Source organism: Hymenobacter baengnokdamensis (genome assembly GCF_008728635.1).
Classification (GTDB): Bacteria; Bacteroidota; Bacteroidia; order Cytophagales; family Hymenobacteraceae; genus Hymenobacter; species Hymenobacter baengnokdamensis.
Genome location: NZ_CP044285.1, coordinates 1,803,775 through 1,818,228, shown reverse-complemented (window position 1 = coordinate 1,818,228; position 14,454 = coordinate 1,803,775). Strand labels below are relative to the sequence as shown.

The 14,454-nt window shown below is 60.2% G+C and carries 15 protein-coding genes; 3 read left to right on the top strand and 12 right to left on the bottom strand.

The features are described 5' to 3' along the window. Positions 1 to 39: 39 nt before the first annotated feature. Together F6X24_RS07765 and rlmF are read left to right on the top strand one after the other, a co-directional pair. Complete coding sequence (locus tag F6X24_RS07765) at positions 40 to 411, top strand: heavy-metal-associated domain-containing protein (protein ID WP_151087463.1); 372 nt, start codon at positions 40 to 42, stop codon at positions 409 to 411. Positions 412 to 533: 122 nt separating this feature from the next. Continuing rightward, positions 534 to 1,517, top strand: a complete 984-nt coding sequence (rlmF, locus tag F6X24_RS07760) for a 23S rRNA (adenine(1618)-N(6))-methyltransferase RlmF (RefSeq protein WP_151087462.1) — start codon at positions 534 to 536, stop codon at positions 1,515 to 1,517. A 14-nt stretch (positions 1,518 to 1,531) separates the two neighbouring features. Here the strand turns inward: rlmF and F6X24_RS07755 are convergent, their stop codons facing one another. From F6X24_RS07755 to F6X24_RS07705, 11 genes are all read right to left on the bottom strand, one after another. Then, the gene (locus F6X24_RS07755; protein WP_151089549.1) at positions 1,532 to 2,173 is read right to left on the bottom strand and encodes a fatty acid desaturase; all 642 of its coding nucleotides are present in this window, start codon (positions 2,171 to 2,173) and stop codon (positions 1,532 to 1,534) included. A 234-nt stretch (positions 2,174 to 2,407) separates the two neighbouring features. Then, the gene (locus F6X24_RS07750) at positions 2,408 to 3,262 is read right to left on the bottom strand and encodes a 4-hydroxy-3-methylbut-2-enyl diphosphate reductase (protein ID WP_191906505.1); all 855 of its coding nucleotides are present in this window, start codon (positions 3,260 to 3,262) and stop codon (positions 2,408 to 2,410) included. Between the two features lie 99 nt (positions 3,263 to 3,361). Beyond that, entirely contained in the window at positions 3,362 to 3,919 is a 558-nt protein-coding gene (locus tag F6X24_RS07745) for a hypothetical protein (RefSeq protein WP_151087461.1), read from the bottom strand. Positions 3,920 to 4,000: 81 nt separating this feature from the next. Beyond that, positions 4,001 to 4,843, bottom strand: coding sequence for a phytoene/squalene synthase family protein (locus F6X24_RS07740; RefSeq protein WP_151087460.1), 843 nt, complete (start codon positions 4,841 to 4,843; stop codon positions 4,001 to 4,003). A gap of 88 nt (positions 4,844 to 4,931) precedes the next feature. Then, on the bottom strand, positions 4,932 to 6,404 hold the full coding sequence (locus F6X24_RS07735) for a phytoene desaturase family protein (protein ID WP_151087459.1): 1,473 nt from the start codon (positions 6,402 to 6,404) through the stop codon (positions 4,932 to 4,934). Positions 6,405 to 6,521: 117 nt separating this feature from the next. Then, a complete protein-coding gene (locus F6X24_RS07730) occupies positions 6,522 to 7,082 on the bottom strand; it encodes an RNA polymerase sigma factor (protein WP_151087458.1) in 561 nt (186 codons plus the stop codon). Positions 7,083 to 7,248: 166 nt separating this feature from the next. Next, the gene (locus F6X24_RS07725) at positions 7,249 to 8,169 is read right to left on the bottom strand and encodes a MerR family transcriptional regulator (protein WP_191906504.1); all 921 of its coding nucleotides are present in this window, start codon (positions 8,167 to 8,169) and stop codon (positions 7,249 to 7,251) included. Between the two features lie 169 nt (positions 8,170 to 8,338). After that, a complete protein-coding gene (locus F6X24_RS07720) occupies positions 8,339 to 8,815 on the bottom strand; it encodes a sterol desaturase family protein (RefSeq protein WP_151087456.1) in 477 nt (158 codons plus the stop codon). A 57-nt stretch (positions 8,816 to 8,872) separates the two neighbouring features. Beyond that, positions 8,873 to 9,679, bottom strand: coding sequence for an enoyl-CoA hydratase/isomerase family protein (locus F6X24_RS07715; RefSeq protein WP_151087455.1), 807 nt, complete (start codon positions 9,677 to 9,679; stop codon positions 8,873 to 8,875). 209 nt (positions 9,680 to 9,888) lie between these two features. After that, a complete protein-coding gene (locus F6X24_RS07710; protein WP_151087454.1) occupies positions 9,889 to 12,177 on the bottom strand; it encodes a ComEC/Rec2 family competence protein in 2,289 nt (762 codons plus the stop codon). Positions 12,178 to 12,327: 150 nt separating this feature from the next. Next, positions 12,328 to 12,762, bottom strand: a complete 435-nt coding sequence (locus F6X24_RS07705; protein WP_151087453.1) for a GNAT family N-acetyltransferase — start codon at positions 12,760 to 12,762, stop codon at positions 12,328 to 12,330. A gap of 126 nt (positions 12,763 to 12,888) precedes the next feature. Between F6X24_RS07705 and F6X24_RS07700 the strand changes: the two genes are divergently transcribed. Then, positions 12,889 to 13,209, top strand: a complete 321-nt coding sequence (locus F6X24_RS07700; RefSeq protein ID WP_151087452.1) for a DUF3817 domain-containing protein — start codon at positions 12,889 to 12,891, stop codon at positions 13,207 to 13,209. Between the two features lie 79 nt (positions 13,210 to 13,288). On the opposite strand, the gene F6X24_RS07695 is transcribed toward F6X24_RS07700, so the two are convergent. After that, complete coding sequence (locus F6X24_RS07695) at positions 13,289 to 14,383, bottom strand: PhoH family protein (protein WP_151087451.1); 1,095 nt, start codon at positions 14,381 to 14,383, stop codon at positions 13,289 to 13,291. Positions 14,384 to 14,454 lie beyond the last annotated feature (71 nt).

The following is a 14,454-nucleotide window of genomic DNA, read 5'->3' as shown; positions in this document are numbered from 1 at the left end:
ATTCAGTAACTATCAAATCGTATTTCAACTCTCAATCTTATGAAAGCTTTTGCATTTTCCTTGCTCGCGCTGCTGAGGTTTGCCGGGGCCGCCCGGGCCCAAACCACTCAGGCAGCCACTGCTACCGCTTCAAAAGGCACCGAAACGGTGCAGTTTAAAACATCGGCTATTTGCGATATGTGTAAGGCCCGCATCGAGAAAAGCATGGCCTATGAGAAAGGCATTCAGGCGGCCAACCTCGATGTGCCCAGCAAAGTCCTGACCGTCACTTATAACCCCGCCAAAACCACGCCCGATGCCATCCGCGCCGCCGTGCTGAAAACCGGCTACGACGCCGACCAGGCCCCCGCCGACGCCCGCGCCTACGACCGCCTGCCCGAGTGCTGCAAGAAACCGGCCAGCATCCATTAGGCTGCTGATTAACACGGACTTAAGCGTAGCCAGCGCTTGCTTTCCGCTTTGAGCGATTACTTCTTTGCTGCTTTAAAGCAGGCTGCCTCGCCCGGTGGCCTGCTTTACTTTTATTTTGTCCCATGAAACAGTCACCCCTTCCCCGCCCGGCCGATAAAGACCAGCTGCACCCGCGCAACCGGCACCGGGGGCGCTACGATTTTGCCCAGCTTGTGCGCAGCAGTCCGGCGCTCACGGCCTTTGTGTGGGTCAATGAGTTTGGTGATTCCTCCATCGACTTTGCCGACCCGGCTGCGGTAAAAGCGCTAAACCAGGCGCTGCTGCGGCATTTTTACGGCATCGAAAACTGGGATATTCCCGCCGGCTACCTGTGCCCGCCCATTCCGGGCCGCGCCGACTATATTCATTACCTGGCTGATTTGCTGGCCGAAGACAATGGCGGCGTGGTGCCGCAGGGCCGCAGCGTGCGGGTGCTGGACATTGGCGTAGGGGCCAACTGCATCTACCCCATTCTGGGCCACCACGAGTATGGCTGGCGCTTTGTAGGTGCCGATACCGACGCCGTGGCGTTGCGCGCCGCCCGGCAGCTGGTAGCCGCCAACTCGGGCCTGGCCGGCAGCATCGACTGCCGCCTGCAACCCGACCCGCAGCACATGCTGGCGGGCATCGTCAAGCCCGGCGAAGTGTTCGATGCCACTCTCTGCAACCCGCCCTTCCACGCCTCGGCAGCCGAAGCAGCCGCGGCCACCCAGCGCAAAACCACTAACCTGGGGCGCGGCCGCGGCCGGAGCGTGGCCCCGGCGCGCAACTTCGGGGGCCAGCACAATGAGCTATGGTATCCCGGCGGCGAGGAGGCTTTTCTGCGGCAGCTCATTGCTGAAAGCAGCCAGCTGCCCAAAGCCAGCTATTGGTACACGGCGCTCGTTTCCCAAAAAGTTGCCCTGCGCAGCGCCCATTATTTCCTTCAGCAGGCAACGGCGGTGCAAGTGAAAACCGTTGAAATGGCCCAGGGCCAGAAGAAAAGCCGCTTCGTAGCCTGGTCTTTTCTGACGGAGGAGGAGCGCACCGCCTGGCGGCAGACCCGCTGGGCGCCGGCGGCCCGGTAGCGAGCGGCAGGCCGCTACTTGGTTTGCCACAGCCGCCACCACGGCAGGTAGGGCTGGTCGTGGTGCTCGTAGTGGTAACCGAAGAAGTAGCAGCTCACAAAGGCCCACGCGTGCTGCCGCAGCTGGCTGCGCGACTTATGTCGGTTGTCGGGCGCGTGCTCGCCCCGGTGCGGCAGGTAGGTGCCAAAAAAGAAGAGCTGCAGGGTAGCCAGCACGGCCGGTATCATCCAGTAAGCAATGACGTTGGCCTGCGGGAAATATAGCTTTAACACATTATAGGTGGCGGCCATCAGCAGCACCTGCCACCACGTAACGTAGTTCCAGGCGAAGCGCAGCAGCCAGGGCAGGAAGCCGGGATGGTTTTCGGGGTGAAAGTCGGGGTCGGCGGGCGTGCCCACGTGGCGGTGGTGGTCGTGGTGCTTGGGTAGCTGGCGCGGAAACCAGTTGTAGGCAAACAGCAGCGCGCACACCGTACCGATGGTGTTATTCAGCCGCTTATGGGGGCTCACCACGCCGTGCATGGCGTCGTGCGCCGTAATGTAAAGCCCGGTGTATAAGTGAGTTTGCAGCAACACCAGCAGGTACGGCGCGGGCGAGCGCCAGTCGGGCCGGTAAAAGCCCAGCAGAAACGTGAGCAGCCCCGCCCAGCCGGCCATAATCAGCAGTGCCGCAAGCACGCCCTTGCCGCCCAGGGGGGCCGGGCGCACTGCCCGAGCCGCGGATTTACCGGGTTCGTCGGCTTGCACGGGTTTTAGTGACGATTGGGCTACCACACTTTTTGCCGAAATTATTACCAGCGTATCCTTAACCGGAAAGACGTTGAAAAAGTCTTTTACGCCACTACTGGTTATCCACAAAATTCGCACATTCCGACGAATCCGCGGCTCGGGCTAAAACCGCTCCAGGGCGTCGCGCACCTGCTCCATCAGCCACATGGGCGTGCTGGTAGCGCCGCAAATACCCACCGACTGACCTGCTCCAAACCAGCTGGGGCACAGCTCCTCGGTGCGCGACACAAAATGCGTTTGCGGGTTGGTGTCTTTGCACACCTGGTAAAGCACCTTACCATTCGAGCTTTTGGTACCCGACACGAATACAATCTGGTCAAACTTGGCCGCGAAGCGCCGCAAATCCTGGTCGCGGTTGCTCACCTGCCGGCAGATAGTATCGTTGGCGTTGATATTATACCCACGCCCAATCAGCTCATTCTTAATGCGATAGAACGAGTCGGTGCTTTTGGTCGTCTGGCTGTAGAGCGTAATAGTAGGCGGCAGCTCGTGGTGCAGCAGCTCCTCCAGATTCTCAAATACCACGGCTTCGCCGCCGGTCTGGCCCAGCAGGCCCAGCACTTCGGCGTGGCCGTGCTTGCCGTAGATGAATATCTTCTCGCGCCGGTCGAAGCTGGTTTTGATGCGGTTTTGCAGCTTGAGCACCACCGGGCAGCTCGCGTCGATAAGGGTCAGGTTATTTTCCATGGCCCGCTGGTAGGTGCTCGGCGGCTCGCCGTGCGCCCGGATGAGCACCGCCTCGTTGCGTAAATCGGCAAACTGCTCATGCCCAATAATGCGCAGCCCTTTGTGCTCCAGGCGCTGCACTTCTTCATCGTTGTGCACAATGTCGCCGAGGCAGTACAGGTAGCCCTGTTCAGCCAGAATATCCTCGGCCATCTGAATGGCGTAAATCACGCCAAAGCAGAACCCGGAGTTGGGGTCGATGCGAACGCTTAGGTGCAAACCAGACTGCATATCGCGAAGCTAACTCTCAACTACGGTACAAGGTTATCAGAACCAGCCTAAATATTGACCAATACTCAGTTACCTGACGCAAAAAGTGCTGGTTGCCGGCTACATCTTCACTTGAGCCAGGCGCTGCGCCTCCTCTTCCGAAACGTGCTTGCGGCCCACCAGAAAACCGCGCACCGTTTGGAAGGCTTCGGCATCGAGGCCCGAGTTGGGGTGTTGCAGGGCCGCATTCAGTAGAAAGGTCTTGTCTTCCTCCACATGCTTACTCATACCCAGAAAGGGCGGCAGGTTGCTCTCGACCGAAAAGCGCAGGAAGCGGATTTCGGCATTGGATGGATTCAGCGTCACCGCCTGCTCAAACGACTTAGCCGCCTGCTGCACATAGGTGAGTTTGTTGAGCATGGAGGCATCGCGGGCTTTAATAGCCTCAGCGGCCCCCTTATACCCCAACACCAGCGCATCCTGGCCCTGGTAATCGCGCAGCAGGTTGTAAAAACTCTCGCCCGCCTGCTTATCGGCAGCGGCTAGTTCGTAGTGGCGGCGCAGGGTGGCGGGTTGGTAAGGCGACATAGATGCAGGAGGGGAAATAGGGCGGGCTACTGCCATGCCGCCAGCCACTGGCAGGGCGCTCAGCAGGGCAAAAACAAGCAGTCGTTTCATAAAGACAAAGCTACGGGCCGCGCGTGGGTGGCGCGGCTCCCTCTACCAACGTGCTGCCGGTACCCAAAGTGCCGGGCCACCTTACACTGCCCGCAGGCGGTAGCGCAGCCACGAGCCCAGCAGCAGGAGCAGCTTCGTGTTATCGGGCAGGCGCACGCGCTCAGTCAATACCCGATTAGCGGGCGACTTACGCAGCTTATGGAAGAGCTTTAGGTAGTAGATGTACGCCAGGTACACCCCCAGGCGGGCTGCCCGCGGCAGCTGCTGGATGCCCACGAAAGCCGCCTCAAAATCGGCCCGGATATCGGCTTCTACCGTGCGCTTGGCGGCATCGTCGAACTGCTCGTAGCGTAGGCCGGGAAAGTAGACGCGACCGCGCTCTTCGTAGTCGGCGCGGATATCACGCAAAAAATTCACTTTTTGAAATGCCGCGCCCAGCCGCCGCGCCGGTGCTTTCAACTGCTCGAACAGGGCCGGCTGGCCCTGGCAAAATACGCGCAGGCACATCAGGCCTACTACTTCGGCCGAGCCATATATATATTGCTCGTACAATTCCTGCCGGTAGCTACGGTCCTCCAGGTCCATCTCCATACTGCGCAGGAAGGCATCGATAAACTCGTGGTCAATCTGGTACTCGTTCACGACCCACTGAAAGGCGTGCAGCACCGGGTTGAGGCTAAAGCCTTCGGCGATAGCCGCGTACGTATCGCGCTCAAACTGCGCCAACAGCGCGGCCTTGTCGCGGCTATGGAATGTATCCACGATTTCATCGGCCCAGCGCACAAACCCATATATGGCGTAGATGGCCCGGTGCAGCCCCTTATCCAGCGTGCGAATGCCAAGCGAAAACGACGTGCTGTAGCGCCGCGTAATAAGCTGCGCACACGCCAGGCTGGTATCGGTAAAGAGCTGCTCGTGGTCCATTTTTTAGGTAAAAGTTATGCGTTATGAGTTAAAAGCCGAGTGCCTTGAGTAGCTAAGCCACTCATTGTCAATGCTTGGTTTTTAACTCTTAACTTTTAATCTCCTTCAGCACCTCGCCCGCCACCACCTGCCCCGAAATGAGCGAGGGCGGCACGCCCGGCCCCGGCACGGTAAGCTGGCCGGTGAAGTACAAGTTACTGACCTTTTTACTCTTAAGCGTGGGCTTGAGAATGGCGGTTTGCCGCAGCGTATTGGCCAGGCCGTAGGCATTGCCTTTAAAGGAATGGTAGTCGGCCATAAAGTCGCGGTGGGCATAGCTGCGCTTAAACACTACGGCGTCGCGAATGGAGTGGCCGCAATGCTTTTCGAGCCGGTCCATTAGCAGATTGTAATATTTCTCGCGGGTAGCTTCCGGGTCGTCGAGGTCGGGGGCCACCGGAATGAGCAGAAACAGGTTTTCCTGGCCTTCGGGCGCCACCGTGGGGTCCGTTTTGCTAGGCACCGAGGCGTAGAACAGCGGCCGGCTGGGCCACTGCGGCGCCTCATAAATCTCGTGGGCGTGCTGGCTGAAATCCTCGTCAAAAAACAGATTGTGGTGCCGCAGGCGGTCCAGCTTGCGGCTTACCCCCAGGTAAAACAGCAGCGACGACGGGGCCAGGGTGCGCGAGTCCCAGTAGGCGGGCGAGTAGTGCCGATACTCGGGCGCCAGCACCTGCTGCTCCATGTGGTGGTAATCGGCGCCAGCTACTACGGCATCGGCGGGCCAGAAGCCAGTGGCGGTACGCACGCCGGTAGCGCGGCCGTTTTCGACCACAATTTCGCGTACTTCCTGGTTGTACTGCATCTGTACGCCCAGCTCTTCAGCCAGGGCCACCATGCCGCGCACTATCTGGTGCATGCCGCCCTTGGGGTACCAGGTGCCCAGCACCAGGTCGGCGTAGTTCATGAGTGAGTAGAGGGCCGGGGTATTTTCGGGCGTAGCGCCCAGAAACAATACCGGAAACTCAATGAGCTTGAGCAGCTTGGGATGGCTAAAGAACTTGCGGGCGTGCCGGGCCATGCTTTGCAGCAAGTCGAGCCGCACGGCCCCGCTGATAATCTGCCAATCTACAAACTCCAGCACCGAGCGGCTGGGCAGGTTCACAAATTTGTTGATACCGACCTCGTACTTATACTTGGCCTGGGCCAGAAAGGCATCGAGCCGCGCCGCGCTGCCCGGCTCCAGGCGCTCAAACAGCTGCCGCAACCCAGCCATGTCGGCCGGAATGTCCACGGCATCGTCGCCTTCAAAAATGACCTGATACGACGGGTCGAGCCGCACCAGCTCGTAGTAGTCGGCCACCCGCTTACCAAACCGCCCGAAATACTGCTCAAATACGCCGGGCATCCAGTACCAGCTCGGGCCCATATCGAAGGTAAAACCCTGGGCCTCAAACACCCGCGCCCGGCCGCCGGGGCTGCTGTTCTTTTCCAGCAGCGTTACCTGCCAGCCCGCCTGGGCCAGTGTGGTGGCGGCCGATAGACCGGCAAAACCGGCCCCTATTACTACTGCGTGGGGCATTTAAGTAAGTTATGAGCCTTTTGCCAATACCGAGCGCAGCGCGGTATCGACAGACGAAAAACGCCGCGCCCTCCGAGCTAGGCGGAAGGCACGGCGGTTGGTACGTAACGTGGCAAGCTATTCCTGCTCAGCGTCTTCGCTCAGCACACTGCCGGCACGCTCGGCGCCGGCGGGCGCGTATACCTTCAGGGCAGCCTTGAGGTCTTTGCGGGCAATGTGAATGCGGTTTTTTACGGTACCAATCGGAATTTGCAGCTTCTCGGCAATCTCCAGGTACTTGTAGCCGATGTAATACATCATAAAGGGCGTCCGGTAGTCGGTGCCCAGGCTGGCAATGGCCTCGTTGATGTCGCGCACCACAAAATCGGTAGTAGCACCGTTGTGGGTAATGTAGTTCTCATCGGTATTGAAGTACTGAAAATATTCAGTAGAGTCAATATTTGAGCTACGCTTGGTTATCTTGTTATAATTATTGATGAAGGTGTTGCGCATGATGGTGTACAACCACGCCTTCAAATTGGTACCCGCTTTAAACTTGTCCTTGTTGAGCAGCGCCTTCAGCAGCGTCTCCTGCACCAGGTCCTTCGCGTCATCCGCATCGCGGGTGAGGTTCATGGCCACGGGGCGAAGCGAGGAAGATATTTTCTGCACTTGGGAGGTGAATTCCAGAGAAGTCATATTGTAGAAGGGTTCGTAGCAGAATCTTAAACAAAGGTAGACTACAAGCAGGAAATATGGCTCGCTACGCAGCGCTTTTTTTTCAGCTTTTTTAGTACCGTGCCCGGCTGGCAGGCCGCGGCGCAGCTATCTACGTACAGAGCCTGGCTCCGGACCGTCTCTTGTATTAACTTTCTGTCAGCTCGCCCTCAATTGGCTGATTTACAAGCGGAATTAAATCACGAAACTCCGCCAGGCAGGCCAGCGGCAGGCAGCCGTCGGGCAGGGCCTGGGTTTGCACGGCCAGCGACCCATACAGTACCAAAGTGGCCTCGGGGCACTGGGCGCGCAGCTCGGCGGCGTAGGCCTGCACGGGGCTACGGGCCGGCGCCTTGGTAAGCACCGTGGCCAGCACCGTGGGCCGGAAGGCCTGGGCAGCGGCCACCACGTCGGCCAGGGGCAGATTGGCCCCCAGGTACAGCACCTGGCGGCCCCGCGCCCGCAACGCATAATTCATAAAGAGCAGCGAAAGCTCCTGCCACTCGCCTTCGGGCAAAAACAACAGCCAGCGCGGCGCCTCGGCCTGGGCCAGCGGGATAAGCGGCAGCGCATCGGCCGAAGCCAGCAGCTCCTGGCGCAGCAGCTGGGCCACCAGGCGCTCCTGCGCCAGGCTCAGCGAGCCTTCCTTCCACGACACGCCCAGGCGCTGCAGCAGCGGGTAGCCCAGGCGCAGCATGGTTTCTTCAGTGCCCATCTCACTGATGGCTTCATCAAACTGGCGGTGCAGGCGCGGCTCATCCAGGTCGAGGGCCGCTCCGAGCAGCGCATTGAGCCGGGCACTGTCGGCGGGCTTTACTTCGTTGCAAAACGCCAGGGCCGCCGTCTGGCACTCCTCCTCGCTCAGGCGCACCACCTGCGAGATGCGGTGGCCGCGGGCGCACAGCGTAGCTACATTGAGCAGCCGCCGCAGGTCGGTTTCGCTGTAGGTACGAATATTAGTTGTAGTCCGACTAGGTTTCAGCAAGTTATAGCGCTGCTCCCAGATGCGAATGGTATGCGCCTTCACGCCGGAAAGCTGCTCCAAATCGCTGATAGAATAATGAGCCACTAGTTTGTTTTTTGGAAGGATAGATAACATTCCGGCCCTGGCGTGGAGCCGGCAAGCAGAAACGCCTACTTAATAGCTGGTAAGAAGGACGGTTCCGGCCGAAGCTGTTTGCTGCCTTATCAAATTCAATACGCCTGCAAATAGTTTGCCGGAGCACCTTGGCAAGGCATCAGCGCGCTTTTTTGCTGGCTTGCTGCCGGGCCAGGCGCAGGTATTTGGGTGAAACCCAGAGCAGGCCAAACTCTTCGGAATGGTCGCGCCCCTGGGTTTTATGGTGCATTTTGTGAGCCATGTTGAGCGCCCGCAGGTACACATTGTCGGTTTTTTTCCAAAAGGGCAGGCGACCGTGAATTAGGCCATCGTGCACAAAGAAATAGACCGTGCCATATAAGGCAATGCCTACGCCAACCCAAAACCACCAGCGCTGGCCATTAGCGCCGGTTATAAACAGGCCCGCGGAAAGCGCCCCGTATATAGCAAAAAACCAATCATTGCGCTCAAACGGGCGCGGACTGGGCCGCACGTGGTGCGAGCGATGCAGCAGCCACAGTGGTCCGTGCTGCACATATTTGTGCATAAACCACGCCCAAAACTCCATAAAGGAGAAGGTAGCAAGGGTGATGAGGGTGGAGGCAAGGAGTGACATAGCAAAAAATCGTCGGTCGTGGCGAGCGTGGCGCTTGCCCCGACCGACGCGGCTTAATTACCAGTCCAGCTTCTCTTTGTTCAGGAACGCGGCAATGCCGCGGCGGCAGTCGTCGGAGGCCCGGGTGGCTGCGTTGCGCTCGGCGGCGTAGCGCAGGCCATCTTCGAGAGCCAGCTCGGGCAGGCGGGCCAGAATTTCCTTGGTGATTTCGATGCTGTGGCCCGAGTTTTCGCGGGCCAGGCGCAGGGCGTAGGCACGCACCGTATCGGCCAGCTGGTCTTTCTCGGCAATGAAGGTGATGAGGCCATACTCCAGCGCCTGCTGGGCCGAGATAATGTCGCCGCTCAGCAGCAGCTGCTTGGTGCGGGCCTCGCCGATGCGGCGCAGCAGAAACACACTCACAACGGCCGGCAAAAAGCCGATTTTTACTTCCGTGTAGCCAAACTTGGCTTCGGGCACGGCAAACGTAATGTCGCACAGCGCGGCCAGGCCGCAGCCACCGGCCAGCGCGTGGCCCTGCACTTGCCCGATTACCAGCTTTTTGAGGGTATAAATCTGGTGAAAGAGCTGCATCAGGTGGGTGCTGTCGGCCAGGTTTTCCTGGTACGTATTGTCTTGTAGCTCCTGGAGGTATTTCAGGTCGGCCCCGGCACAGAACACGTCGCCAGTAGCGCGCAGGATGATGACTTTTACCTTATCATCGGCCTCGGCCTGCTCGAAAGCCTGCTTTAGCTCCGTTACCACGTTAGCACTGAGCGCATTGCGCTTGGCCGGACGGTTGAGGGTAATGTAGGCCAGGCGGTCCTGCACCTCATATTGCAGAAAGCGCAGGGTATCAAGTTCCGGGGAGAGGTAGTCAGTCATAGTAAAGCAAAATACGGCGAAAGCGGCCGCCTAGATTAAACGCCCATGGCGGCGTACTATTTTACAGACTCACGAAGTAGGGGCTAATGGTTGCGTTACCGCTAAAAATTCCGAGTAAATTCTGGCCGCACTAGCTGCTATTGTCCCTTTTTCGGCAGCAAGCCCGGCCATGACTCACCAGCAAAGTAGCCGCAGCTAGTTAGCGCCGGCTACCGCCCGGGTGGCAGGGCATAGGTGAAGGCGCCCTGCTCGTTCACATCCCAGGTGCGGAAGCCGGCGGCCCGCAGGGCCGAGTCTTGCCGGGCAATGTACCAGCGCTTGCACGACGAGTCGAACACGACCCGCGCCTGCGCCCCAAAGTGCGCGGCCAGGGCTTCGGGGTAGAGGTATGGGTTGCGACGCAGTACCACTACATCAGCAGGCTGCGCGGGCGCGGGGCCGGAGAGGCGACGCAGGCGGCCGCTCACAAACGCGATGCGCAGGCCGCGCCACCGGGCCAGCACCAACGGCGCGGGCGGGTAGCGGCGCGTGGCCTCAGCGCTGTCGGGGGCAGCCACGGCGCGGGCCGGCACGCGGGCACCCTGCCAGCCCACGCAGTAGCGCGGCGCCCGCACGCGGCGCAGTATCAGGCTGGGCTTGAGCCGATAGGTACGCTCCGTTTCGGAGAGCGGCAGCGAGTCGGGGGTGGCAAACTCTACGGCGGCCCCCTGCCAGAAGCCCACCACTGAGCGGCGCGGGATGCTATACACCACGAACTCGCGCCGCGGCGCTACCGCCTGCGTCTCTAATATTCTACTTATGCTATATAAACCCAGCAGCGCTACGCACCAGCCTGCCCAGGCCAGGCGGCGGGAAGCCACGAACGCGCAAAACGCCCCGATAAGCAAAAACACCAGCAGCGTTTGCCCCTGGCTGAGGTGCACGCCCCCGACTAATGCGCCCGGCAGCAGCCGGCCAATGAGGAAAATATACTCGTTGAAGAGCCAGATGAGCTGCTCAAACACCCAGCCTACGGCGCGGGGCAGCCAGTCGAGCCAGGGCAGCCACTGCGCCGGCAGCACCACCAGGCCCTTTACCAGCAGCAGTACCACGCCCACGTACACGGCCAGGCTCGAAATGGGCACCGCAATCAGGTTAGACAGCAGAAAGTTGAACGGAAACTGGTGGAAATAATACAGCCCCAGCGGAAAAGTAGCCACCTGCGCCGCCACCGACAGCGCCGTGAGCTGCCACCCGGCGTCGGCCAGCCAGGCGGCGGCTTCGAAGCTTTTTTGCACCACCGGGGCGTGCCAGCTACGGCGGCGGTCGAGCACGGCATTGCGCACATCGAGCCAGCGCACAATGCGCGGCTGCAAGTACACAATACTGAGCACTGCCAGAAACGAGAGCTGGAAACCAACGTCGCAGAGCAGGTACGGATTATATAAAAGCAGGCAGAACGCCGCCGCGCTCAGCGTATTGAAAAGGCTGCTCTGCCGCTCCCAGGCCTGCCCCAGTATCACGAGCGTAAACATCACCGTAGCCCGCAGCACCGAGGCCGAAAGGCCGGTTAAGAAGGCGTAGCTCCAGATGAGGGCCAGGCCCAGCCCGGCCGTCAGCAGCCGGCGGCCCCCGCCCGAGCCGCCCAGCGGCACCCGCGCCAGCAGCCATTGCAGCGCGGCAAACAGCAGCCCCACCTGCAAGCCCGATACGGCCATGATGTGCGTGGTACCCGTGTTGGCGTAAGCCTGCTTCGTATCCTGGTCGATATCATCCTTAAAGCCCAGTACCAGCGCCGTGCCCAGCGCGTACTCGCGCACGCTGGGCACGTAGCGGCGCAGCACGTTATCGAGCACGGCCGCCGTCCGCTGGCTAATCGCTACCGGCCAGCTCAGCGGCGCGTAGCCCAGCACCTTATACTGCCCCTGGTGCACAAACTGCGCGTGGTACACCTGCTGGTACTGTAAGTAGCGCCGGTAGTCAAATTCGCCCAGGTTGGCCGGGCCCTTGCTCAGCTCGGGCGCGCCCTGCACCAGCCACACCTGCCCGTAGCGCGGGGCGGGTACTGAGTCGGCCGTTTCGTGGCGCGGCATGCTCACCCGAATGCCTCCGCTGGCTTGCTGCCAGCGCCCGGCCACGCGCACCGCCTGCACCCGCAGTGTGGTAGCGAACGTATTGGCGCGCACCACGGGCGCCTCATCCACGGTAGCGCGGTACAGCTCGATACGCGGCGCCAGGTGCCCAAGGTGGTCGGGCCAACGACTTTCCGTTACGGCCTGCGTGCGGGCAAAACCCAGCGCGGCCACGGCCAGCAGCCCTACCAAACCCACGGCGTCGGGAGCGGCCGGCGCAGGGTAGCGCTGGCCCCAAAGCCAGCTCAACAGGTAGAGCAGCACGAGGCCCGCTGCCCAGGGCGCGGCGCTGCCGGCCCATTGCTGCCCCAGGTAGATATAACCCGCCACGCCCCCGATAAAGGCCAGCGCCACGCGCAGGAAAGGAGCCGAAGACCACGTAAGCATAGCGCAAAAATTATCTATAAAAGATAAGCCCTTGCATAGATACTTACTAAAAACTCTTGAATGGCGGAAGCGAAGCTTTAAAAATCAGTTAAGATTCTTATTACCAGCGGCTAACTTACTCTACACCCTACGCAGCCGCCTGGCTTGCTGCTACTTCAGCACCATCTTATAGTGCTGAATGGCGCATTCCTCAAACAGCTCCCCTACTTTCCGGAAGCCGGTGCGCTCGTAGAGCGGAATGGCGCGCAGCTGGGCATGCAGGTACACCTGGGCGGCATCGGAGGCTTCGGCGCGCACATCGGCGAGCACCTGGTGCACGAGAGCTTCGCCCACGCCGTGGTTGCGAAAGCCGGGCAGCACGGCAAAGCGTTCCAGCTTTACGCCCTGCTCGGTGGGGCGCCAGCGGGCCGCGCCGGCTGGCTGGCCATCCACGTGAGCCAGGTAGTGGCGGGTGGTAGCCGCGCGGTCGTGCTGGTCGTACTCGGCATCGGCGGGCACGTTTTGCTCGCCCACAAATACTTTCTCCCGGATGGTAAAGGCCGCGTCAAGGTCGCGCAGGTCGGTAATTTTATGAACGGTGGTCATGGACGAAGCTGAAAAACGGCGTAATCGACCGCAAATATCCGGGCCTGGCGGCAGAATCCGGACGCGCCGGCCACGGCCCGCCCGCTGGGCGGCCAGCCGCCTAAGCAGGCGGCGTATCTTTGCGTTATGCTTGCTTATCTAAACACGTCACTGGGCCGTTTGCGTGGCATCAGCATTCTGGAAGGTATTTCGCTGCTGGTGCTGCTGGGCATTGCCATGCCGCTAAAATACCTGGCCGGCCAGCCGGAAGCGGTGCGCATTGTGGGCATGGCCCACGGAATATTGTTTATTTCCTATGTTTTACTACTGGTGCAAAACACCATCGAGCAGGGCTGGTCGGTGGGCAAGGCCGCGCTGGGGCTCGGGCTGTCGGTACTGCCCTTCGGGGCCTTCTATGCCGAGCGGCGGCTGTTTGTAGCCGCTGCGCAGGAGCCGCTGGCTCGTTAAATATAAATTATTTACTACATAAAAAGCAACCCCGACCAATGCTGGCCGGGGCTTCTTTTTGAGAGGGCTTATTCCTTTTTTACAGAGCCTGCTCGTGGTTGAGGGGCAGGTCAGCCTCAGTGGGCTGGGCCGGGCGGCGGCCTTGGTCAGCGCGCCCCTGGCCATTGCTGCGGTCGTTGCCCTCGTGGCGACGCTGCTTAAGCTCGGCTTCGCGGCGCTGCTCGGCCACGTCGTATTTGTCGTAGGCCTGCACTATTTCCTTTACCAGGCGGTGGCGCACCACGTCGTCGGCGGTCATCTCTACGTAGCCAATACCGGGGATATCGCGCAGTATATCAAGTGCCTGCATCAGGCCCGACTTCTGGCGGGTGGGCAGGTCAATCTGACTGCGGTCGCCATTCACCATCACTTTCGCCGAAGGCCCCATGCGGGTCAGGAACATCTTAATCTGGCTGGGAGTGGTATTCTGGGCTTCGTCGAGCAGCACGAAGGCGTTGTTCAGGGTCCGGCCGCGCATGTAGGCCAGGGGGGCGATTTCGATAATCTTGTTCTCCTGATAAAATTTCAGCTTTTCGGCCGGAATCATATCCTCCAGGGCATCATAAATCGGGCGTAGGTAGGGGTCTACCTTTTCCTTCATGTCGCCGGGCAGAAAACCCAGGCTCTCGCCGGCTTCCACCACGGGGCGCGAGATAATAATTTTTTTAACCTCTTTATTCTTGAGGGCCCGCACCGCCAGCGCCACCGAAATATAGGTTTTGCCGGTGCCGGCGGGCCCAAGCGTGAAGGTGAGGTCATGCTTCATCACGGTGTCCACCAGCTTTTGCTGGTTGGGCGTTTTGGCCTTGATGACGCCGCCTTTGGCCCCAAACAGGATGACATCGGGCGAGGCCGCCAGCACCCGGCCTTCTGCCTCCTCGGAGGTGGCGGAAAGGTACTGGTTCACGTCGCGGTCGGTGATGGCCCCGTACTGATGGTAGTGCTCAATGAGTGAGCTAAGGATATCGTTGACCCGCGAAATGACTTCGGCAGGGCCCTGAATCTTGATTTCGTTGCCCCGGGACACGATTTTACTGCCCGGAAAAGCAGCCGAAATTCGACGAATATTCTGGTTATCGGCCCCCAGGAAGTCGACCAGGGACACATTTTCGAGGGTGATGACTTTTTCGAGCAAGCTGGAAAGGCAGAGGAAAGGAGGGAGAAAAGAAACGTAAGCGGACTACCCAACGGCCCGGCCCGGGCAGC